Annotated in this window: 20 protein-coding genes, 1 tRNA gene and 1 other RNA gene; 15 read left to right on the forward strand and 7 right to left on the reverse strand. The window is 70.5% G+C overall.

All coding sequences use genetic code 11. The features are described 5' to 3' along the window. Positions 1–292: 292 nt before the first annotated feature. Both ffs and CEK65_RS09120 read right to left on the reverse strand, forming a co-directional pair. An RNA gene (gene ffs / locus CEK65_RS09115) (signal recognition particle sRNA small type) lies at positions 293–389 on the reverse strand. Between the two features lie 100 nt (positions 390–489). Next, positions 490–582 (reverse strand) — tRNA-Ser (locus tag CEK65_RS09120). Positions 583–818: 236 nt separating this feature from the next. Between CEK65_RS09120 and dnaX the strand changes: the two genes are divergently transcribed. The 4 genes from dnaX (at position 819) to CEK65_RS09140 (ending at position 4,271) form a co-directional block, all read left to right on the forward strand. Then, positions 819–2,693: a DNA polymerase III subunit gamma/tau gene (gene dnaX, locus CEK65_RS09125; RefSeq protein WP_152181508.1), complete on the forward strand. Its 1,875-nt coding sequence runs from the start codon at positions 819–821 to the stop codon at positions 2,691–2,693. Positions 2,694–2,699: 6 nt separating this feature from the next. Continuing rightward, positions 2,700–3,020, forward strand: a complete 321-nt coding sequence (locus CEK65_RS09130) for a YbaB/EbfC family nucleoid-associated protein (RefSeq protein WP_017909282.1) — start codon at positions 2,700–2,702, stop codon at positions 3,018–3,020. Positions 3,021–3,233: 213 nt separating this feature from the next. Continuing rightward, on the forward strand, positions 3,234–3,848 hold the full coding sequence (gene recR / locus CEK65_RS09135) for a recombination mediator RecR (RefSeq protein WP_017909283.1): 615 nt from the start codon (positions 3,234–3,236) through the stop codon (positions 3,846–3,848). A gap of 75 nt (positions 3,849–3,923) precedes the next feature. Beyond that, a complete protein-coding gene (locus tag CEK65_RS09140) occupies positions 3,924–4,271 on the forward strand; it encodes a histidine triad nucleotide-binding protein (protein WP_010342491.1) in 348 nt (115 codons plus the stop codon). 81 nt (positions 4,272–4,352) lie between these two features. On the opposite strand, the gene CEK65_RS09145 is transcribed toward CEK65_RS09140, so the two are convergent. The 4 genes from CEK65_RS09145 to CEK65_RS09160 are packed head-to-tail and all read right to left on the reverse strand — an operon-like array spanning position 4,353 to position 8,725. Continuing rightward, positions 4,353–4,871, reverse strand: a complete 519-nt coding sequence (locus CEK65_RS09145) for a Slp family lipoprotein (RefSeq protein ID WP_017914772.1) — start codon at positions 4,869–4,871, stop codon at positions 4,353–4,355. Next, on the reverse strand, positions 4,868–6,817 hold the full coding sequence (locus tag CEK65_RS09150) for a DUF3488 and transglutaminase-like domain-containing protein (protein ID WP_152181509.1): 1,950 nt from the start codon (positions 6,815–6,817) through the stop codon (positions 4,868–4,870). The genes CEK65_RS09145 and CEK65_RS09150 overlap by 4 nt, the downstream gene beginning before the upstream one ends. Beyond that, positions 6,810–7,766 carry a DUF58 domain-containing protein gene (locus tag CEK65_RS09155; RefSeq protein ID WP_152181510.1) on the reverse strand — a complete coding sequence of 319 codons (957 nt, stop codon included), beginning with the start codon at positions 7,764–7,766 and terminating at the stop codon, positions 6,810–6,812. The genes CEK65_RS09150 and CEK65_RS09155 overlap by 8 nt, the downstream gene beginning before the upstream one ends. A gap of 5 nt (positions 7,767–7,771) precedes the next feature. Beyond that, on the reverse strand, positions 7,772–8,725 hold the full coding sequence (locus CEK65_RS09160) for a MoxR family ATPase (RefSeq protein WP_150410543.1): 954 nt from the start codon (positions 8,723–8,725) through the stop codon (positions 7,772–7,774). A 36-nt stretch (positions 8,726–8,761) separates the two neighbouring features. On the opposite strand from CEK65_RS09160, the gene CEK65_RS09165 reads away from it, so the two are divergent. From CEK65_RS09165 to CEK65_RS09175, 3 genes are read left to right on the forward strand one after another with little or no spacing between them, the layout of a single operon-like run. After that, entirely contained in the window at positions 8,762–10,606 is a 1,845-nt protein-coding gene (locus CEK65_RS09165) for a glycosyltransferase family 39 protein (protein ID WP_152181511.1), read from the forward strand. 50 nt (positions 10,607–10,656) lie between these two features. Further along, the gene (locus CEK65_RS09170) at positions 10,657–11,646 is read left to right on the forward strand and encodes a glycosyltransferase family 2 protein (RefSeq protein WP_152181512.1); all 990 of its coding nucleotides are present in this window, start codon (positions 10,657–10,659) and stop codon (positions 11,644–11,646) included. Continuing rightward, entirely contained in the window at positions 11,643–13,487 is a 1,845-nt protein-coding gene (locus CEK65_RS09175; protein WP_152181513.1) for a glycosyltransferase 87 family protein, read from the forward strand. Before CEK65_RS09170 ends, CEK65_RS09175 begins: the two co-directional genes overlap by 4 nt. Positions 13,488–13,509: 22 nt before the next feature. On the opposite strand, the gene CEK65_RS09180 is transcribed toward CEK65_RS09175, so the two are convergent. After that, a complete protein-coding gene (locus CEK65_RS09180) occupies positions 13,510–14,082 on the reverse strand; it encodes a Maf family nucleotide pyrophosphatase (protein WP_152181514.1) in 573 nt (190 codons plus the stop codon). 144 nt (positions 14,083–14,226) lie between these two features. On the opposite strand from CEK65_RS09180, the gene CEK65_RS09185 reads away from it, so the two are divergent. The 8 genes from CEK65_RS09185 to CEK65_RS09220 all read left to right on the forward strand — a co-directional run bounded on the left by CEK65_RS09185 (position 14,227) and on the right by CEK65_RS09220 (position 21,792). Then, a complete protein-coding gene (locus tag CEK65_RS09185) occupies positions 14,227–14,736 on the forward strand; it encodes a YceD family protein (protein ID WP_010342480.1) in 510 nt (169 codons plus the stop codon). 101 nt (positions 14,737–14,837) lie between these two features. Beyond that, positions 14,838–15,032, forward strand: a complete 195-nt coding sequence (gene rpmF / locus CEK65_RS09190) for a 50S ribosomal protein L32 (RefSeq protein ID WP_010342479.1) — start codon at positions 14,838–14,840, stop codon at positions 15,030–15,032. A gap of 97 nt (positions 15,033–15,129) precedes the next feature. Next, positions 15,130–16,113 (forward strand): beta-ketoacyl-ACP synthase III, encoded by a 984-nt coding sequence (locus CEK65_RS09195; protein ID WP_010342478.1) that lies wholly within the window; start codon positions 15,130–15,132, stop codon positions 16,111–16,113. Positions 16,114–16,669: 556 nt separating this feature from the next. Beyond that, entirely contained in the window at positions 16,670–17,614 is a 945-nt protein-coding gene (gene fabD, locus CEK65_RS09200; RefSeq protein ID WP_043092930.1) for an ACP S-malonyltransferase, read from the forward strand. 91 nt (positions 17,615–17,705) lie between these two features. Further along, positions 17,706–18,449, forward strand: a complete 744-nt coding sequence (gene fabG / locus CEK65_RS09205) for a 3-oxoacyl-ACP reductase FabG (protein ID WP_010342476.1) — start codon at positions 17,706–17,708, stop codon at positions 18,447–18,449. 205 nt (positions 18,450–18,654) lie between these two features. Next, entirely contained in the window at positions 18,655–18,894 is a 240-nt protein-coding gene (gene acpP, locus CEK65_RS09210; protein WP_010342475.1) for an acyl carrier protein, read from the forward strand. Positions 18,895–19,023: 129 nt separating this feature from the next. Next, on the forward strand, positions 19,024–20,259 hold the full coding sequence (fabF, locus tag CEK65_RS09215) for a beta-ketoacyl-ACP synthase II (protein WP_010342474.1): 1,236 nt from the start codon (positions 19,024–19,026) through the stop codon (positions 20,257–20,259). 183 nt (positions 20,260–20,442) lie between these two features. After that, complete coding sequence (locus CEK65_RS09220) at positions 20,443–21,792, forward strand: aminodeoxychorismate synthase component I (protein WP_152181515.1); 1,350 nt, start codon at positions 20,443–20,445, stop codon at positions 21,790–21,792. The last annotated feature ends 49 nt before the right edge of the window (positions 21,793–21,841 follow it).

Consider the following 21,841-nt stretch of genomic DNA (forward strand, 5'->3'; position numbering starts at 1 on the left):
CAACGATAGTGGCTCATTGCTGTGCTAGCTGCCGAATGGAGTGGCAGGCGGGAGGTGCGTTTGCTTTCTGCAGGCGCACGCCGCTGCCTGCGATCTAGGTTGATCGTTCGTCGTCGTAGAAGGGTGGTAACCCCGCCGGCTGACCGCGCCAGGCATAGCCTGCCGCCGCAAGGATCTCTGTGCCGTCGCCACGGCCGGAACGAATGACACGCCGGGATGGCTGTTGCTTTCTTATAGGCGCAGCCGCTGCCTGCGATCGAGGCTGATCGTTCGTCGTCGTAGAAGGGTGGTAACCCCGCCGGCTGACCTCGGCGCCCGCGTCGATCGATACCGTTGCTGCCTTCCGGCCCTGGCGGGGTTTTCGACCTAGCGTCGCGAGGGGCCGACGGGGCCACCATAGAGACGAAACCGCGCCAGTGGCGCGGTCTTTCCTCATTTGAACACCGCCACCAGGGTGGGAGCATTCTGCGAGAGGACACGCATTCAATCTGGCGGAGAGAGGGGGATTCGAACCCCCGAAGCGCGGTTTAGACGCTTACACACTTTCCAGGCGTGCTCCTTCAACCACTCGGACACCTCTCCGGGTCTTGCGCGGGCCATGCGGTCCGGGCAAGGGCGGGAATTCTAGCCGTCATGGCCGCCGTTCACAAGGCGAGCCGCCGCGGCTGCGCTGACCGGCGTCACCTTTGCCCTGTTCATCGTCGCAGGCAGCCCTGCGCCAAAGGTCGGCGCGCGCGTGATGGCGGCTGACCGGGCTACTGAACGATCGCGATGGCCCGGCGTGGCACAATGGTGGTTCAGATGAAGACGGTCGCCTGATGTCCTATCTCGTTCTCGCCCGCAAGTGGCGCCCCAAGCGTTTCGCCGAGCTGGTGGGGCAGGAGCATGTGGTCCGCGCGCTCACCAACGCGCTGGACAGCGGCCGGGTGCACCACGCCTTTCTGTTCACCGGCACCCGCGGCGTCGGCAAGACCACCATCGCGCGCATCTTCGCAAAGTCGCTGAACTGCGAGCAGGGCACCAGCGCCGACCCGTGCGGTCAGTGCGCGGCCTGCCTGGACATCGACGCCGGCCGCTACATCGACCTGCTGGAGATCGACGCCGCGTCCAACACCGGCGTGGACGACGTGCGCGAGGTGATCGAGAACGCGCAGTACATGCCCTCGCGCGGCAAGTTCAAGGTCTATCTGATCGACGAAGTGCACATGCTCTCCAAGGCGGCGTTCAACGCGCTGCTGAAGACCCTGGAAGAGCCGCCGGAGCACGTGAAGTTCCTGCTCGCCACCACCGACCCGCAGAAGCTGCCGGTGACGGTGCTGTCGCGCTGCCTGCAGTTCAACCTCAAGCGCCTGGACGAGGAGCAGATCCAGGGGCAGATGACCAAGATCCTGGCCGCCGAGCAGATCGAGGTGGATGCCTCGGCGATCGTGCAACTGGCCAAGGCCGCCGACGGCAGCCTGCGCGACGGCCTGTCGCTGCTCGACCAGGCCATCGCCTATGCCGGCGGTGCGCTGCGCGACGACGTGGTGCGGACGATGCTGGGCACGGTCGATCGCACCCAGGTCGGGGCGATGCTGGACGCGCTGGCCGATGCCGACGGGCAGCGGCTGCTGCAGGTGGTGGCCGGCCTGGCCGAGTTCTCGCCCGACTGGGGCGGGGTGCTGGAGGCGCTGGCCGAGGCCCTGCACCGCATCCAGGTGCGGCAGCTGGTGCCGGGCGCGGCCACGCCGGCGCTGGATGGCCTGGACCCCGCGCCGCTGGCCGAGCGCCTGCGGCCGGAGATCGTGCAGCTTTGGTACCAGATGGCACTGAACGGTCGCCGCGACCTGTACCTGGCGCCGAGCCCGCGCGCCGGGTTCGAGATGGCGCTGCTGCGCATGCTGGCGTTCCGGCCGATGGGCGCCACGGCGCTGCCGGCCGGCACCGCGACCAGCGCGGCGGCGCAAGGACACGGCACTGCGCCGGCCGCCGCGGCCAGTGCGCCTGTCTTGGCGACCGCAGCACCGGCCGCGGTGGCTGTCGCTGCCCCGGCGGCGCCTGCCGTTGCCGCGCCGGCGCCGGTTCCCGCTGCGCCCGTGGCGGCGGCGCCCAGTACGGCGGCGGCCCTGCTCGATCCGCCATGGGATCCGCCGGCACCGCCGGCGGCACGCCCAGCGCCGTCCGCGCCCGTCGCGACGCCGGCGCCAGCAATCGTTCCGGCCGCGGCCACGGCTGCGGCCGCCGAGCCGGAAATGGCGATGGTGCCGCCCCTGGCGCCGCCGCCGCGCACCCATGCCCCCGTGTCCGACACGCCGCGTGCGCTGCACAGCGCCGAGGACTGGCTGGAACTGGTCGCCGATTGCGGCCTGAGCGGCCCCTCGCGGCAGCTCGCCGCCAACGCCGCCTTCGTCAGCCATGCCGAGGGCGTGCTGCGGCTGTCGCTGTCGCCGGGCTTCGAATACCTGCAGTCGGAGCGCTCGCTGGGCGAACTGGCTGCGGCGCTGGCCGATGCGCTGGGCCAGCGGCCGAAGATCGTCATCGAAAGCGGCATCGCGGTCGATGCCGAAACCCTGCATGAGCGCTCGCACCGGCAACGCGGCGAGCGCCAGAACGCGGCCGAGGCCGCGTTCATGAACGACCCGGCGGTGCAGGCGCTGATCCAGCAGCAAGGCGCGCGGGTCGTCCCCGATTCCATCCGTCCCTACGATGAGTGAACCACGATGCGCGGCAATATCGCCCAACTGATGCAACAGGCGCAGAAGATGCAGGAAAACCTGCAGCGCGCCCAGGAAGAACTGGCCAAGCTGGAAGTCACCGGCAGCGCCGGCGGCGGCATGGTCAACGTGACCCTGACCGGCGCCAAGGAGTGCCGCAAGGTGCGGATCGATCCGAGCATCCTCGCCGACCAGGAGATGGCCGAGGATCTGATCGCGGCTGCGTTCAACGATGCGTCCAACAAGATCGATGCCGAATCCAAGGCGCGCATGGGCGCGGCCACCGCCGGCATGCCGATCCCGCCGGGCATGAAGCTGCCGTTCTGAGTTGCCGGGATTGGGGATTCGGGATTGGGGATTCGCGGTTTTTCGCGAGTGCGCTGCCCTTCCTGCTTCGGTGAGTTCCTCTTGCAGGAGTGGCTTCAGCCGCGACCGGTCAGATCAAGCCGTCGCGGCTGAAGCCGCTCCTACGAAAACATCGCGTGACAGCGATGTTTCCCTTACGAATCCCCAATCTCCACTCCCGAATCCCCAACCACAATGAGCTCGCCGCTGCTCGAACAACTGATCGATGCGTTCCGCGTGTTGCCTGGCGTCGGCCAGAAGACTGCGCAGCGCATGGCGTATCACGTGCTCGAGCGCGAGCGCGAGGGTGGGCAGCGTCTGGCCGAGCGGTTGCACGAGGCGATCGAGCGCATCGGTCATTGCGCGCAATGCCGCGATTTCAGCGAGACCGAGGTCTGCGCGATCTGCGCCAGTCCCGCGCGCGACCGCCAGCAGCTGTGCGCGGTGGAGTCGCCGGCCGACCGGCTGGCGATCGAGCACGCCACCGGCTACCGCGGGCTGTACTTCATTCTGCAGGGCCGGCTGTCGCCGCTGGACGGCATCGGCCCGCGCGAGCTGGGCCTGGACCGGCTGGCCGCGCGGTTGGCGCAGGGCGAGGTGGCCGAACTGATCATCGCCACCAACTCCACCGTCGAAGGCGAGGCCACCGCGCATTACCTGGCGCAACTGGCGCGCCAGCATGGCGTGCGGCCGAGCCGGTTGGCGCAGGGCCTGCCGCTCGGCGGCGAGCTGGAGTACGTGGATCGCGGCACGCTGTCGCACGCCTTCGGCAGCCGCAGCGAAGTGCCGCGCACCGGCACCGGCGAGTAACCGCCGCACACGGCTGCGGCGCGAGGCCGAATTGGGCTATAACGGCGGCCCCTTCTTTCGTTCCGGGCGCGCTCCATGGACACCATCTTCGGCAAGATCATCCGTCGCGAAATTCCGGCCAGCATCGTCTACGAGGACGACGCCGTGCTCGGCTTCAAGGACATCGCGCCGCAGGCGCCGGTGCATGTGCTCTTCATTCCCAAGCAGGTGGAGATTCCGACCCTGGACGACCTGGCGCCGGAGCAGGCGACCCTGGTCGGCCGGCTGGTGCTGGCCGCGGCCAGCTATGCGCGCGAGCAGGGCCTGGCCCAGGACGGCTACCGGGTGGTGATCAACTGCCGCGAGCACGCCGGGCAGACCGTGTTCCATCTGCACCTGCATCTGCTCGCCGGTGCGCCGCTGGGGCGCTTCGGTACGCCCTGAGCAGCGGCTGGCGCGAACGTGCAGACATAAAAAAACGCCGCTGGATCAGCGGCGTTTTTCGTTGCGGCAGAAACGCAGGGCTTACCACCAGCCCCAGCGCGGGCCCCACGGACCCCACGGGCCGCCCCAGGGGCCGTACGGATAGGCGGGCACCACTTCGACCTGGCGCACCACCGGCCACAGGTACACCACGTCCGCGTCCATCTTCGGCAGGCGGTAGTCGTACTCGCCGATGCGGGTGTTGTCGTAGCCGGACACGTGGCCGATGAAGGTCACTTCGCGGCCGGGTTCGAACACCGCCGGGTCGTAGAAGCCGGCGCGGCAGGCGATGAAGCGGCCATCGCTGGCGTCGGCGGCATCGCTGTCCGGACGGCCGCTGGCGTTGAGCGGGCGCGACAGCATCTGGAAGCAGGTCTGGCCCTGGCCGGGCGTGGTCTTGATGATCTTGCCGCCCCAGCGCACCGGCGCGCCGGCCTGCTGGCCGGCGACCGAGTCGCGCGGGCTGACGGGCGCGAACTGGCCCTGCAGCGGCTTGGGGGCGGTGGCGCAGGCGCCGAGCGCCAACGCAGCGATCACGGGGAACAGCAGGCGAATCTTCATCGGGATGCTCCAGTGGGCGGACGGTGCCTGCGCAGGTCGCGCAACAATGAAGCGCTGTCCGAATCAGCGCCAGCGTAGCGCGCATCGGCGAAACGCCGGCTGAGCGGAATCAGGCTCGCATCGCCGGTTTCCCGCTGTACGCGAGCGGCCCAGGCCAGGGCCGGTTCGTGCGGGTCGCGGCCCAGCCCGCGCCGGGCGTAGCGCCGGCCCAGCGCCCGCCATGCGCGCAGCAGCGGATCGCGTTCGCGCTCACCGCGGGCCAGCCACCAGGCCATCGCACCCAGCAGCACCGCGGCGAATCCGGCGAACAGCGCCACCAGTTGCCCGGGTTCCAGGCGGGCGATGCCGAACTGGCTGAGCAGGCGCTGCTGGCGGCTGGCGTCGAAGGACAGCACCAGGTCGTTCCAGCCGCGCCGGGCCCAGTCGGCGAGGTCGCGCCAGCGCCAGTCGCCGGCGTCGCCCTGCGCGCCAGCGCCGCCATCGAGCCGGTCCTCCAGGGTGTCGTAGATGCGCTCCGGCGCCACCGCCGCAGTCGGGTCCACCCGCACCCACCCGCGTTGCGGCAGCCACACCTCGGCCCAGGCGTGCGCGTCCATGCGCCGCACCACCCAGTAGTCCCCGAACGCATTGCGGGTGCCGCCGGCATAGCCGGTGACCACGCGCGCAGGAATGCCGGCGCCGCGCATCAGCACCACGAACGCCGAACTGAAGTGCTGGCAGAACCCGGCCTTCTGCTGGAACAGGAACTCGTCCACGCCGTCGCGGCCGGGCAGCGGCGTCTCCAGGGTGTAGGCGAAGTCGCGGCGAATCCATTGCAGAGCGCGGGCGACGATCGCCGCATCGTCGGCGCCGGCCTGCTGCCGCCACTGCCGGGCCAGCGCCAGGGTGCGCGGGTTGTAGCCGGGCGGCAACGCCAGCGCGCGCTGCCGTTGCGCCGGCGCGAGATCGGCCTCCACCCGTTGCGGCAGCGCCGACCGCAGCCGCCAGCGGGTCAGCGCGCTGAGCGGGCGCTCGGTCTGCAGCACGGCGTCGGCCGTCAGCCGGGTGCCGGCCGGTGCCTGCCGCGGCAGGTCCAGGGCGACCAGTTGCCGGCGGTCGGTCGGTTCCACCTCGAGCTGGTAGTCCCAGCCGCCGGGTGCGAGCTGGATCGGCGGTGCCGGCGCGAAAGCGTTGTCGCGCTGCGCACGCCAGGTGCGGCCGTCGAAATCCCACAGCACCGGGCCGCGCCAGTAACGCTGCGCCGGCGCCGGCACCGGGCCGAAGAACTGCACACGCAATGCGGGGGTGTCGTCGGCCAGCAGGTCCAGCCACTGCCCCGGACTCATCGTGTCCGACAGGCCGGGACGGCCCAGCGCACGTTCCGGCACGCCCCACAGTGGCGAACCCAGGCGCGGGAATAGCCAGAACGCGGCCAGCGCCAGCGGCAGGCCCAACGCCAGCAGACGGCCGACGTCGCGCAGTTGCCCGCGCAGCGGCCGCCGCGCGCTGTGCCCTTCCTGGTCGGCCAGGCGCTGCATGCACAGCAGGGCCGCGATCACCGCTGCAAGCCCCAGCGCCATCGTCACCGGCCCCTGGTCGAGCAGGAAGGCGGCGAACGGCGCGAACAGGGCGAAGCCGAGCAGGCTGCGCGCGTCGCGCAGGTTCTTCAGTTCCGAGGGCTTGATCGCCAGCATCGCCGCCAGCAGCGCGCAGCCGGTGTCGCGGCCGAAGCGCAGGCCGACCTGCCAGTACAGCGCCGCGAGCATGACGGCGACCAGGACCAGGCGCAGCAGCGCCGGCAGCGGCCGCCACGCCGAACTGGCGCCGATCAGCAGGGCCGACAGCGCGATCAGCCAAGCCAGCGTGCCGGGCAATTGCAGCAGCAGCGGCAGCAAGGCCAGCAGCGCCGCGCCCAGCGCCCAGGCGCGGCTGGCGGCATGCAGCGTCGGTGAGCGCGGCTCAGCCATGCGGCAGCAGCGCCAGCGCGCGCAGGCACAGATGCCGGTGCTGCGGCCCGCGGCCCGGCCCCAGCGCCGGCTGCCCCGGCAGCAGCAGGCGGTAGCGGCGGCCGTCGCGTTCGGCTTCCTCGACCCAGCGCGCCAGCCGTGCGATACGACGTTCGTGCGGCAAGGCCGGCAGCGTGCGCCAGTCCAGTACCACGTCCACGCCGATCGGGCGCTCGTACTCGCGTACCAGCAGGGTGTCGCGGCGCGCCGAGTGTTTCCACGCGATCGCCCGCGGCGCATCGCCGGCGCGATATGGGCGCAGCTGGTGCAATTCCTCGCCGAGCGCGTGCAGGCGGGTCTGGGTCGGGGTGCCGGCGCCGGCCGGCAGCGGCGGACCGTCTGTCTCCGGTTGCGGGTAGACCAGCAGCGGGGCGTCCGGCCAGAACCAGGCCCAGGCGCGCAGCAGGCCCAGCGGCTGGGTGGTGGAGACCTGGATGCGTTGCAGGTCCAGCCAGCCGCGACGCTCGGTGGGCACCTCCAGGTCGGCCTCGTTGCGATCGTCGCGGTGCAGGTCCAGGTAGGTGTGGGCGGCACCGTGGCGCACGCGCAGGCCGCGCCGTCGGCGCCCGTCGGCCGTTGCCAGCGCCAACCGCAGGCGCAGCGGCTGCCCTGCCGCCACCGGCTCGGCCGACAGCGCTTCCAGCCGCAGCCCGGACAACTGCAGGTGCGCGACGATGGCGCTGGCCATTGCGGCCGCGCCGAGCAGCATCGCCAGCAGCAGCGCCGGGTTGTTGTTGTAGTTCAGCGCGCCGAGCAGCATCGCCGCCAGCAGCAGCGCCAGGAAGCCGCCGAACGGCGTGGGCAGGATGTAGATGCGGCGCCGGTCCAACTGCACTGGCAGGGCTTCCGGCGCGCGCGGCGCGGCCAACTGCGCCAGTCGCTGCCGCCAGTCGCGCCGCCCGCCCGGCATCGGCGTCAGTCCACCGCGACGCTGTGCAGGATCGCCTTGGCCAGGGCCTGGCCGGAGGCCGATTCCTGTTCGGCCACCAGGCGATGCTCGGCGACGGCCACGAACAGCGCCTGCACGTCCTCGGGCAGCACATGGCCGCGGCCGAGCAGCAGCGCATGCGCCTTGGCCGCGCGCAGCAGCGCGATGCCGGCGCGCGGCGACAGGCCCACGCGCACGCCCGGGTGCTGACGGCTGCGCGCCAGCAGTGCCTGCACATAGGCGACCAGCGCCTCGCTGGCGTGGATCTGCTCCACGCCCTGGCGCAGCGTGGCCATGTCGGCCTCGCCGAGCAGCGGCTGCGCCTGCGCGATCAGGTCGCGGCGGTCGCTGCCGCTGAGCAGCGCGCGTTCGGCCTCGGCGTTGGGATAGCCCAGCGCCAAGCGCAGCAGGAAGCGGTCCAGTTGCGAGTCGGGCAGGGGGAAGGTGCCCGACAGGTCCACCGGGTTCTGCGTGGCGATGACGAAGAACGGTGACGGCAGCGGATGGGTGGTGCCGTCGAGGGTGACCTGCTGTTCGGCCATCGCTTCCAGCAGCGCACTCTGCGTGCGCGGCGGCGCGCGATTGATCTCGTCGGCGAGCAGCACGTGGGTGAACACCGGGCCGGGGTGGAACTGGAACTGGCGCGACTGCGCGTCGTACACCGACACGCCGAGCACATCGGCCGGCAGCAAGTCGGAGGTGAACTGCACGCGCTGGAAGCCCAGCCCCAGGCTCGCCGCCAGCGCATGCGCCAGCGTGGTCTTGCCCAGGCCGGGCAGATCCTCGATCAGCAGATGTCCGCCGGACAGCAGGGCGACAAACGCCATGCGCACCTGTTGCGGCTTGCCCAGGACCAGCGCATTGACCTGCTGCTGGGCGCGCGTGAGCGCCTCGCGCAACGTATCGGTTAGCATTTCCGGCAAGCGGAGCGGAGTAGGCATCGCAGTCTCGCAACGGTTTCAGGGAGTGTACGGGCAATGCAAGGGGAACAACGTGCACGCAGCGTCTTCATCGTGCTGTGGACGCTCGTCACCGCCGCCAAACTGCTGGTCGCCGCGCGCCTGCCGTTGTTCGTGGACGAGGCATTCTATTGGCAGGAAGGCCAGCACCTGGCGCTGGCCTACTCGGACCTGCCCGGGCTGACCGCGTGGCTGGCGCGGCTGGGCGTGGCGCTCGGCGGCGATCACCTGCTGGCACTGCGCGCACCATTCCTGCTGCTGGGCGCGGCCGTGCCGTGGCTGATCGCACGCATCGCCACGCGCTGGTTCGGTGCGGTGGCGGGCTGGCGCGCCGGCAGCCTGGCCTTGCTGATGCCGTTGTCCGGCACCCTGGGCATCCTGGCGCTGCCGGACGTGCCGATGGCGCTGGCGACGATCCTGTGCATCGACGCCAGCGCGCGGCTGCTGCGCCAGACCGAGGCGCTGAGCGCGGTGGAGCTGGCGCTGGGCCTGGTCATCGGCGCGCTGAGCCATTACCGCTTCGTCGGCGTGATCGGCGTCGGCGCGATCGCGCTGCTGCTGATCCCGCAGGGCCGGCGCATGCTGCGCGATCCGCAGGTGTGGGTCGCGCTGGCGCTGGGCATGGTCGCCTGGCTGCCGCTGCTGGCCTGGAACGCGGACAATGGCGAAGCCGGTCTCAAGTTCCAGCTGGTCGACCGTCATCCCTGGAGTTTCCAGCCCGCCGGCATCGCCTTCCTGCTGATCCAGTTGCTGCTGGTCACGCCGCTGCTGGCGGTGGCGATGACCAAGGTGGCGCTGATGGCCACGCGCGGCGGCAGCAGCGGCACGCGCGTGCAGTGGCGGTATTTCGGCCTGCTCGGTGGCGTGTCCACGCTGGGCATCTTCCTGCTCGGGTTCTTCACCGACGCCGAGCGGGTCAGTTTCCACTGGCCGCTGCCGGGCTATCTGGCGCTGCTGATCGCCACGCCGGTGATCCTCAACGGCTGGAGCAAGCCGCTGCGCCGCGCCACCTGGCTGCTGGCCGGGCTGGGTCTGGTCGGTGCGTTCGGCTACTACCTGGCGGTGTCGGTGCCGGCGGTGCGCGAGCACACCGCCGGCGACAAGTACTACCCGCGCAACTTCGCCGGCTGGCGGCCGCTGGCCGGCGCGGTGCGTCGCGAACTGGCGAGCATGCCGCCAGGCACCAAGGTGCTGGCGGACAACTTCAAGGTCGGCGCCGAACTCGGCTTCGAACTGCGCGATCCCAACATCCAGGTGCTGCCGCATCCGTTGAACGACAAGCACGGGCGCAGCGCACAGCTGCAGCAGTGGGGACTGCTCAGCGACGGCCGCCGCGACGGTCCGCGGCTGCTGGTGCTTTCGCCCAGCGACATGAAGTACCGGCTGCTGCTGCAGCGCTACCACGCGGTGTGCGATCTGGTCGGCCCGCTGCCGCCGCCGCGGGTGGTGTCCAGCGACCACGGCAGCCAGCGCTTCCTGCTGTTCGCGCTGCCGGCGCAGCGTGCGGCCGGCCCCTGCACCACGCCGGCGATGGCCTGGTTCAACACCCCGGACGTGGACGCCAGCGTCGGCCGCCGCTTCGACGTGTCCGGCTGGGCGTTCAAGGACGGCGTGGGAATCGACCGGGTCGAGATACTGCTCGACGGCAAGGTCGCGGCGCAGGCGCACTACGGCGATGTCTACGACGTCACCAAGTTCTGGAAGATCTCCACGGATCCCAATCATCCGAACATCGGCTTCCGTGCCACCGTCGATGCCAGTGGCCTGGCACCGGGCACGCACTGGCTGGGCCTGCGCCTGCACGGCCGCGACGGCAGCGTCGAGGATTGGTGGGAACAACCGATCGTGCTGCGCCCGCACTGAGCTAGGATGGCGCGCCTTTCCACGCTGCCGCGCAGGACCGCACGCCGCCAATGTCCAGTTTCCCCTCCGATCGCCCCGCGGCCGCGCCGCGGATCGCGGTGTTGGTGCCCTGCCACAACGAGGCGGCCACCATCGGCCGGGTCGTGGCCGATTTCGCCACGCATCTGCCGGGCGCGCAGGTCCATGTGTTCGACAACAATTCCAGCGACGCCACCATCGCCCGTGCGCGTGCGGCCGGTGCGGTGGTGCGCGAGGTCGCGCTGCAGGGCAAGGGCAACGTGGTGCGGCGCCTGTTCGCCGACATCGAGGCCGACGTCTACGTGCTGGTCGACGGCGATGCGACCTACGATGCGGCGATGGCGCCGGCGCTGGTCGAGCGGCTGCTGCGCGACGGGCTGGACATGGTGGTCGGCGCGCGCCGCAGCGACGAAGCGGCGGCGTACCGCGCTGGCCATCGCATCGGCAACGTGCTGCTGACCCGCTGCGTGGGCTTCCTGTTCGGGCGCAGCTTCGACGACATGCTGTCCGGCTACCGGGTGTTCTCGCGGCGCTACGTGAAGTCGTTTCCCGCGCATGCCGCCGGCTTCGAGACCGAGACCGAACTGGCGGTGCACGCGCTGCAACTGCGCATGCCCGTGGCGGAAGTCGACACTGCCTACGGCGCGCGTCCGGAAGGATCGCAGAGCAAACTGCGCACCTGGCACGACGGCACCCGCATCCTGCTGACCATCCTGCGCCTGTTCAAGGCCGAGCGGCCCTTGCTGTTCTTCTCGCTCGGCTTCGGCGCCTGCGTGCTGCTGGCGCTGGCGCTGGCGGTGCCGCTGTTGCTGACCTATGCGCAGACCGGCCTGGTGCCGCGGTTTCCCACCGCGATCCTGTGTTCGGCGTTGGTGTTGCTGGGTGTGTTGCTGCTGGCCTGTGGGCTGATCCTGGACACGGTCACGCGCGGCCGCATCGAGGCCAAGCGCCTGGCTTACCTGGCGATCCCGGCCTGGCCGGCGGCGGACGCGCAGGGTGCGCATCATGGTGACGGCGCATGAGCACCACTGCTGCTGCGGCGCTGCCGCGCCCGACGCGCCGCCAGCGCCTGCTGGCCGCGCTGGATCGCCGCTTCGCCTTCCACAACCGCGGCAATGTGATCGCGGCGGGTGTGGCGGTCGCGCTCTTGGGTGGGCTGCTGTCGCTGTGGCTGGGTCAGGACGCCAACTGGGACCTGCGCAACTACCACCTGTACAACGGCTACGCCGTACTGCACGGCCGCCTCGGCATCGACCTGGCGCCGGCGCAGATGCAGAGCTACTTCAATCCGCTGCTGGACGTGCTGCATTACGCGCTGTTCGTCGGCCTGCCTGCGCCGCTGGCCGGGTTCGCGATGGGCGTGCTGCATGCACTGGCGTTCCTGCTGCTGGCCGGCATCGTCTGGCAGGTGCTGGATCCGCGGCTGGACCGCGCGCGGCTGGTGCCGTGGCTGGCGCTGGCCGGGCTGTGCAGCGCCGCGTTCCTGTCCGAGTTCGCCGGCACCATGGGCGACAACACCAGCGCGCTGCCGGTGCTGGGCGCACTGCTCGCCGCACTGCACGCGCAACGCCGCCAGCAGGTCGCGGGGCAGGGCGTGGCGCTGGGCTGGTGGGCACTGGCCGGCGCCCTGCTCGGGCTGGCGATGGCCTGCAAGCTGACCAATGCGCTGTTCGCGCTGGCCCTGGGCGTGACCGCGCTGGTCGCCGGTGGGCGCCCGCGGCAGCGGATCGGCGGCGCCGCGGTGCTGACTGCGGTGACGCTGCTCAGTTTCGCGCTGCTGGCCGGGCCGTGGCTGCTGCGGGTGTGGCAGACCTTCGGCAATCCGCTGTTTCCGCAGTTCAACAGCCACTTCCTGGCGCCGCTGGCGCAGCCGGTGGCGGTCAGCGACACGCGCTGGTTGCCGAAGACGCTGTGGGAGTGGCTGACCTGGCCGCTGCAGTTCTCGCTGGCGCCGAACCGGGTCAGCGAGGTGCGCCTGCGGCAACTGGTGTGGCCGCTGCTATATCTGCTGGGCCTGGTGGCGTTTCTGCGCTGGGCGCTGCGGCGTCCGCGTGCCTCCGCGCCGGCGGAGGTGGTCGCGCCGGCGTGGCGTGCGGTGCTGGTGTTCGTGGTGGTGGCCTTCCTCGCCTGGCAGGCGGCCTTCAGCATCCAGCGCTATCTGGTGGTGCCGGAGCTGCTGGCGCCGCTGCTGTTGTGGGTGGGGCTGCGGCGGCTGCTGCCGGCGCGCATCGCCGCGCCGGCGGCGCGCTGGACCCTGATCGCCTGTGCGGCCTTTGCGCTGTACGGCTGGGGCGAATGGGGGCACGAGCGCTGGGCGCGCGAGGCGTTCCGGGTGCAGGCGCCGCCGATGCCGCAACCCGAGCGCAGCCTGGTGCTGCTGGTCGGCGATGCACCGGAGTCCTGGCGCATTCCGTTCCTGCCCGGGCAGGCGGCGTACGCGTCGGTCGCCTCCAATTTCCCGGAAACGCCGGCCTACGCCGCGCGGGTGCGCGAGATGCTGGCGGCGCGCGGGCAGGGCTACGCGATGCTGCCGGCGGAAGTGGATCGCAATGTCGAACGCCTGCAGCGGCTCAATGCCGTGGCCGCGCGCCTGGGTCTGGATCGCGGCCCCGATTGCGCGTTGATGCGGCGGCTGGCGCGGCGCCCGGTGCGCGCCGGTGTGGAGGTGGATGCCGGTCGTTGTCGCTGGGTGCTGCTGCCGGAACGGGCTGTGGATGTCGCCGCCGCGGATCGCCAGACCCAGGCGCTGGCCGCACAGCAACTGGCGCGCTACGGCCTGGCGCTGCAGCCGGGGTCCTGTCAGATCTACCAATCCTGGGTCGGGCAGGCGCGCTTCCCGTATCAGTGGTGCCGGTTGCAGTAAGAGGGCAGCACCTGTCGGCCGGCTAGGGCAGGGTGTAGCCGGCCTCGCGCAGCAACTCGGACAGCGCGATCAACGGCAGGCCGATCAGCGCGGTGGGGTCCTGGGTCTGGATCGCGCGGAACAGGCTGATCCCCAGGCCTTCGCACTTGAAGCTGCCGGCGCAGTCCAGCGGCTGTTCGGCAGCGACGTAGCGGGCGATGGCGTCGGCCTGCAGGTCGCGGAACTGTACTTCGGTGAGATCGCAGGCGTGCAGGGTGCGTGTGCCGCGCTGCAGGCACACCGCCGTGTGGAAGCGCACGCTGCGCCCGGACATGGCCGCCAGTTGCGCGTGCGCCGCGGCCACCTCGCCGGGCTTGCCCAGCGGTTGGCCGTCCAGTTCGGCGACCTGGTCCGAGCCGATCACCCAGGCCTCCCCGGCAGTGGCCGCGACCGCCGCCGCCTTGGCCGCCGCCAGCCGCTGCGCCAGCGCCAGCGGCGCTTCGCCGGGCAGCGGGGTCTCGTCGACCTGCGGGCGCGCGCAGTCGAAGGGAAGACGCAGCCGTTGCAGCAGTTCGCGGCGGTAGGCGGAAGTGGAAGCCAGGATCAGCGCGGGCATCGGCGGAAGGGCGGGCGGCGGCAGGCCGGGGCCGGCAGTCTGCGGCGGCTGGCGCGGACCGGCAAGGCGGTTCGGTGCTGGGCTGGCAGCGGCCCAGGGGGCGGTTTGACAGCGGCCCCGGCAGTCCTTAACATTCTGCGGCTTATGTCCGCGAACGTGCCCGAACTGTTGGATGCCTGGCGGATGGTCGCAGCGCGCAGGGTCTTCGAAGACCGCCTGCCGCTCTCGGCGATGACCCGTCTGCAAGGCAGCCTGGCCGACACCGAAGGCGAATGCCGCTACACGCTGGAATTCGGCCGCGACGCTGTACTGCAAGTGTCCTATGTCGAACTGAAGATCGAAACCGAGCTGCCGCTGATCTGTCAGCGGAGCCTGCAGCGCTTTCTGCTGCCGGTGTCGAGCGTGCAGCGGCTGGGGCTGATCCGCAGCGAGGAAGAAGAAGCCGCGCTGCCGCCGGATCACGAGGCCTTGCTGGTGCCGGAAGACGGCATGCTGCGGCCGGCCGATCTGGTCGAGGACGAGCTGGTGCTGGCGGTACCGTTGGTGCCGGTGGCGCCCGGAAGCGAGGCGGTCGATCGCGACTGGCCGGCGACCGAGGAAGAAACGAGCAAGGTCAACCCGTTCGCGGCGTTGGCGGCGCTGAAGAAACAGTAGCGGTCGGTCCGCCTGCCGCTGCCTGAGGTTGTTGCCGGACGCGCGCGTCCTGCGCGACGTAATGACGACAGATGTAAACGAACCGAGTTTGGAGCAATCCCATGGCTGTGCAGAAATCCCGTGTCACCCCGTCCCGCCGCGGCCAGCGCCGTTCGCACGACGCCCTCAGCGCCAAGCAGCTGTCGACCGATCCGACCAGCGGCGAGATCCACCTGCGCCACCACGTCACCGCCGACGGTTACTACCGTGGCAAGAAGGTGATCGCCACCAAGACCGCGCAGGTCGAAGAAGATTGATCCGTGCCCGTCCACCGCGCTGCGGTGGATGGAGTCACCCATCTTCACAGGCCGCGCCGCACCGGGGCGGCCTGCGTAACAGGCAACAGGAACCAGCATGAGCAAGCGGATCTATTCCAGGATCGCGGGCACCGGCAGCTATTTGCCTGAAAAAGTGTTGACCAACGACGATCTGTCGCACATGGTCGACACCAGCGACGAATGGATCCGCAGCCGTACCGGCATCCGCGAGCGGCACATCGCCGCCCCCGGCCAGACCGCCGGCGACCTGGGCTACGAGGCCGCGCTGAAGGCCATCGAAGCCGCCGGCATCGATGCCGCCGAACTCGACATGATCGTGGTCGGCACCACCACGCCGGATCTGATTTTTCCGTCCACCGCCTGCCTGATCCAGGCCCGCCTCGGCGTGGTCGGCTGCCCGGCGCTGGACGTCAACGCCGCCTGTTCCGGCTTCGTCTACGCGCTCAGCGTGGCCGACAAGTTCATCCGCAGCGGCGACGCGAAGACCGTGCTGGTCATCGGCACCGAAACCCTCAGCCGCATCGTCGACTGGACCGAGCGCACCACCTGCGTGCTGTTCGGTGACGGCGCCGGCGCGGTGGTCCTGCGCGCCGACGAAGACACCGGCATCCTCAGCACCCATCTGCATGCCGACGGCAGCAAGAAGGAACTGCTGTGGAATCCGGTCGGCATCGCCACCGGCCTGGGCGACGGCACCGGCGATCCGGCCGCCGGCGGCATCCAGATGAAGGGCAGCGAGGTGTTCAAGTACGCGGTCAAGGCGCTCGACGCCGTGGTCGACGAGACCCTCGAGGCCAACGGCCTGGACAAGCACGACCTGGACTGGCTGATCCCGCACCAGGCCAACCTGCGCATCATCGAAGCCACCGCCAAGCGCCTGGAGCTGCCGATGGAGCAGGTGGTGGTGACGGTGGACATCCACGGCAACACCTCCTCCGCCTCGGTGCCGATGGCGCTGGACGTGGCGGTGCGTTCGGGCCGCGTGCAGCGCGGCCAGTTGCTGCTGCTGGAAGCCTTCGGCGGCGGCTTCACCTGGGGCTCGGCGCTGCTGCGCTACTGAGCCTGTTTCCGCGCCCGGCGCCGTTGGCGGCGTCGCGGCGCGCGATCGCGATCCGATGCCGGGCGCCGTGCGTCGTCGCCACGACGCGCGGCAATGCGCTCGCCGAACTCAATTCTCATGACGCCAGCGCGTCCGGCGCGTGCATCGCGGTGCGTGGTCGCGCGCGGCCTGTGCCGCGATGCGTCCGCGCCCGCTTTCCTTTCGCGACATCACGCCGCGCGCGAAAAGCGCGATTCGCCCAGCGTGGGTGCCTGTGGCGGCGCGCTTTTTGCGTTGTCGCCTGGGCGTCCAGCCGCGCCCATCGGACATGCCCCTCGTTCCGCCGCTCCGCGGTGACGCGCTGCCAGCACCCTGGCCTGCGCGCACGATCGCAACGCCTTGCGCTGGCGTGCGTCCCGCGCTTCACGTGTGCTGTCGGCCTGATACCGGGCGCCGCCAAGCGGAGCACGACCGGCGGCACGCGATGGGCCGGCCGTCATTTCACATACGCCCGGGTACAGACGCCCGGCCGGTTTCGCCCGTATCATCGCCGCTCGATTTTCGCAGGGCCGACCGCGTGACCGATTCCACACTCGCCTTCGTCTTCCCCGGCCAGGGTTCGCAATCGCTGGGCATGCTGGCCGAACTGGCCGAATTGCATCCGCAGCTGCGCGACAGCTTCGCCGAAGCCTCCGAGGGCGCCGGCGTGGACCTGTGGGCGCTGAGCCAGGGCGGCCCGGAAGAGATGCTCAACCGCACCGAGTACACCCAGCCGGCGCTGCTGGCCGCCAGCGTGGCGCTGTGGCGGCTGTGGCTGGCCGAAGGCGGGGCGCGTCCGGCGCAACTGGCCGGGCACAGCCTGGGCGAATACAGCGCGCTGGTCGCCGCCGGCGCCCTGTCGCTGCACGACGGCGCGCACCTGGTGCGGCTGCGCGGGCAACTGATGCAGGACGCTGCGCCGGCCGGTGTGGGCGCGATGGCCGCCGTGCTCGGCGCCGAGGACGCGCTGGTCGAAGAGGTCTGCGCGCAGGCCGCCGGCAGCCAGGTGGTGGTGCCGGCCAACTACAACTCGCCGGGGCAGGTGGTGATCGGCGGCGATGCCGCGGCGGTCGACCGCGCGCTGGCGCTGCTGGCCGAGCGCGGCGTGCGCAAGGCGGTGAAGCTGGCGGTCAGCGTGCCGTCGCACACCCCGCTGATGCGCGAGGCGGCCAACCGCCTGGCCGAGGCGATGCGCGGACTGGCCTGGCAGGCGCCGCAGCTGCCGGTGGTGCAGAACGCCGATGCGCAGGTGCACGAGGGCGTCGAGGCGATCCGCCAGGCGCTGGTCGAGCAGTTGTATCTGCCGGTGCGCTGGACCGGCTGCGTGCAGGCGCTGGCCGCCGGCGGCGCCACCCGACTGGCCGAGTGCGGCCCGGGCAAGGTGCTGACCGGGTTGGTCAAGCGCATCGACAAGTCGCTCGACGGCCGCGCCCTGGGCACGCCCGCCGAGTTCGCCGGCGCGCGCGAGGCCTGGGCCTCCTGATCGCCGGTCGCCGCGCGGTGCGCAGTTCGCCCGCGCTGGTTTCCCTCCTTTCCATCGGCGCCATGCGCCGTCCGTCTCCAAGGAAACGCAGATGAGCAAGCCATTGCAGGGCGAGATCGCGCTGGTCACCGGCGCCAGCCGCGGCATCGGTGCCGCCATCGCCGACGAACTGGCCGCGCAGGGCGCCACCGTCATCGGCACCGCCACCTCCGACGCCGGCGCGCAAGCGATCGGCGCGCGCCTGGCCGCCCACGGCGGCCACGGCCGTGCGCTGGACGTCACCGACGGCGCCGCGGTCGATGCGCTGATCGAGGCGATCGCCAAGGAATTCGGCCCGGTCTCGATCCTGGTCAACAACGCCGGCATCACCCGCGACAACTTGCTGATGCGGATGAAGGACGACGACTGGCAGGCGATCATCGACACCAACCTGACCAGCGTGTTCCGCACTTCCAAGGCGGTGCTGCGCGGCATGATGAAGGCGCGCAAGGGTCGCATCGTCAACATCGCTTCGGTGGTCGGCGTGACCGGCAATCCGGGCCAGGCCAACTACGCCGCGGCCAAGGCCGGCATCATCGCCTTCTCCAAGTCGATGGCCAAGGAAATCGGCTCGCGCGGCATCACCGTCAACGTGGTCGCGCCGGGCTTCATCGACACCGACATGACCAAGGCGCTGCCGGAAGCGCAGCGCACCGCGCTGCTGGAGCAGATCGCGCTCGGCCAGCTCGGCCAGCCGTCCGACATCGCCAACGCGGTGGCGTTCCTGGCCGGGCCCGGCGCCGGCTACATCACCGGCGAAACCCTGCACGTGAACGGCGGGATGTACATGCCGTGAGCCTGCGGCGCAGCGGACGCGCCTAAGTGGCTGATCGGCCGGCATTTGTGCAGTGCTGCAAGGGCCAGTCGGTTTCCACTACACTACCCAACGCGGCCATCGCAGCCCGATGGCGTTTTGTGAGTCCCTCACAGGAGCACCGCACATCCGTGTGCGGGGATCCTAAAACTCGAACCACCACTACTCCATCTGGAGCGATATCCCAATGAGCACCATCGAAGAACGCGTCAAGAAAATCGTCGTCGAACAGCTCGGCGTCAAGGAAGAAGAAGTCACCAACAACGCATCGTTCGTCGATGACCTGGGTGCCGACTCGCTGGACACCGTCGAGCTGGTGATGGCCCTGGAAGAAGAATTCGAGTGCGAGATCCCGGACGAAGAAGCCGAGAAGATCACCTCGGTGCAGCAGGCCATCGACTACGTCAAGGCGCACGTCAAGAGCTGAGGCTGCGTTCGCGATCGCCATCGGCGCCTGCGTGGGCCCGATGCGCGTGACAATCCCATGGGGCCGCGCATGCGGCCCTGTGTTTTTACAGCGTCAAGGCCGCGCGTATCGCGGTGAGGAGATTTCGCAATGAGCCGTCGTGTCGTCGTAACCGGCATGGGCCTGGTGTCGCCGTTGGGCAATGACCTGGCCAGCAGTTGGGAAGGGATCGTCAACGGACGCTCCGGCATCGGCCCGATCACCCAGATCGATGCATCTCAGTTCACCACCAAGATCGCCGGCGAGATCAAGGATTTCGATCCGACCAAGTTCATCTCGTCCAAGGACGCGCGCAAGATGGATTCGTTCATCCATTACGGCGTCGGCGCCTCGTTCATGGCGCTGGACGATTCCGGCCTGGAGATCACCGAGGCCAATGCCGAGCGCATCGGCGCGATCCTCGGCTCCGGCATCGGTGGCCTGCTCGGCATCGAGGAACAGACCGTCAAATTCCACGAGGGCGGCGCGCGCAAGATCTCGCCGTTCTACGTGCCCAGCACCATCATCAACATGCTGCCGGGCCAGGTGAGCCTGATCAAAGGGCTGAAGGGGCCGACCTTCTCCGCGGTCTCGGCCTGCGCCACCTCCAACCATTCCATCGGCACCGCGATGCGCATGATCCAACACGGCGACGCCGACGTGATGCTGGCTGGCGGCGCCGAGCGCGGCTCCTCGCCGACCTCGGTGGGCGGCTTCTGCTCGATGAAGGCGATGTCCACCCGCAACGACGATCCTGCCGCCGCCTCGCGGCCGTGGGACAAGGAGCGCGACGGCTTCGTGCTCGGCGACGGCGCCGGCGTGCTGGTGCTGGAAGAGTACGAACACGCCAAGGCGCGCGGCGCGCGCATCTATGCCGAGCTGGTCGGTTTCGGGGCCAGCTCCGACGCGTTCCACATGACTGCCCCGAGCGAGGACGGCGAAGGCGCCGCGCGCAGCATGGTGGCGGCGATGAAGGACGCCAAGCTCAATCCGGACCAGATCGACTACCTCAACGCGCATGGCACCTCCACGCCGCTGGGCGACCTGGCCGAGACCCTGGCGATGAAGCGTGCGCTGGGCGATCACGCCTACAAGACTATGGTCAGTTCCACCAAGTCGATGACCGGCCACCTGCTCGGCGCCGCCGGCGGTGCCGAAGCGATCTTCTCGGTGATGGCGATCCACGCCGGCATCATCCCGCCGACCATCAACCTGCACGAACCGGGCGAAGGCTGCGACCTGGACTACGTGCCGAACGTGGCGCGCGAGAAGCAGATCGACGTGGCGATGTCCAATGGGTTCGGCTTCGGTGGGACCAACGGGACGTTGGTGTTCAAGCGGGTCTGAGGGCCGGGATTCGGGAATAGGGAATCGGGAATCGTCACAGCCGGCGCCTCACTCCCATCGCGCGCGTCCATCTATCGGGCGGCGCGCGTGAGGTCGGCGCGCGTTGCTGTGGTATCGCTTGGAGCTTGTCTGGCGACGCCTCCCGTTCCCTGACGTTTCTTTCATTCTTCCAGCGGATCTTCGATGCTGCGTACCGTTCCCTTGCCGGCCGAGGTCGATCTGCTGGCGCTGCATCGCCTGGCGCCGCAGCGGTATCCGGTGTTGCTGGAATCGGCGGCGTCGGGCACGGCGCAGGGGCGCTGGGATCTGTTGCTGGTCGCCGACGGGCGGGGCCTGCGGCTGGATCGCGATGGGGGCACCCGCGCGCTGGATGGCACGGCGGTCGCCGGCGATTTCCTCGATGCGCTGGACACGCATTGGCAGGCCGAACGCTGCGAGCGCGACGAGCCGCGCTGGCCGTTTCGTGGCGGCTGGGCGCTGCTGCTGGACTACGAACTGGCCGCGCAGGTGGAGCCGGTGCTGCAACTGCCGCCGTCCGCTGCGACCACGCCCGCGGCGCTGGCCCTGCGCTGCCCCGCGGCGCTGCTGCGCGATCACGTGACTGGCGACTGCGTGGCGCTGGCCGAGCCCGCGCATGCGGCGCTGCTGGACGCCGTGCTCGCCGATCTGCAGGCGCTGCCCGCGGCCGCACCGGCGCCGGCGTGGCAGGCGCCGCTGGCGATCGAGGAAGACCCGCCGCAGCGCTTCGTCGACGGCGTGCGCCGCATCCTCGATTACCTGCGCGCCGGCGACGTGTTCCAGGTCAATCTGTCGCGGCGCTGGTCGGCGCGCTTCGCCGCGCCGCTGGCGCCGGCGGCGCTGTACGCGCAACTGCGCCGCGCCAATCCCGCACCGTTCGCCGGCCTGTTCGTCGGCCACGGCCGCGCCGTGGTCAGTTCCTCGCCGGAACGGCTGGTGTCGGTGCGCGGCGACGTGGTCGAGACCCGGCCGATCGCCGGCACCCGCGCACGCGCGCCGGGCGACGACGAGGCCGCGCGCATCCGCGAACTGGTCGGGCATCCCAAGGAGCGCGCCGAGCACGTGATGCTGATCGACCTGGAGCGCAACGACCTGGGGCGGATCTGCGCGCCGGGCAGCGTCGAGGTCGACGAGCTGATGACCGTGGAGAGCTACGCCCACGTGCACCACATCGTCAGCAACGTGCGCGGCCGGCTGCGTGCAGGCACCACGCCGGGCGAGACGATCCGCGCCACCTTCCCGGGCGGCACCATCACCGGCTGCCCCAAGGTGCGCTGCATGCAGATCATCGCCGAGCTGGAGCAGACCCCGCGCGGCGCCTACACCGGCGCGTTCGGCTGGCTCAACCGCGACGGCGACATGGACCTGAACATCCTCATCCGCACCGCCGAGGTGGACGGCGCGCAGGTGCAGTTCCGCACCGGCGCCGGCATCGTGTTCGACTCCGACCCGGAGCGCGAACTCGACGAGACCCGGGCCAAGGCGCGCGGCCTGCTGCGCGCGCTGGAGCCATGAGCGGGGCGACGCGATACCGGGCGGCACCGGCCGCGCGGTATCCTGCACG

Source organism: Xanthomonas sp. LMG 12459, from assembly GCF_009192905.1.
Lineage (GTDB): Bacteria > Pseudomonadota > Gammaproteobacteria > Xanthomonadales > Xanthomonadaceae > Xanthomonas_A > Xanthomonas_A sontii.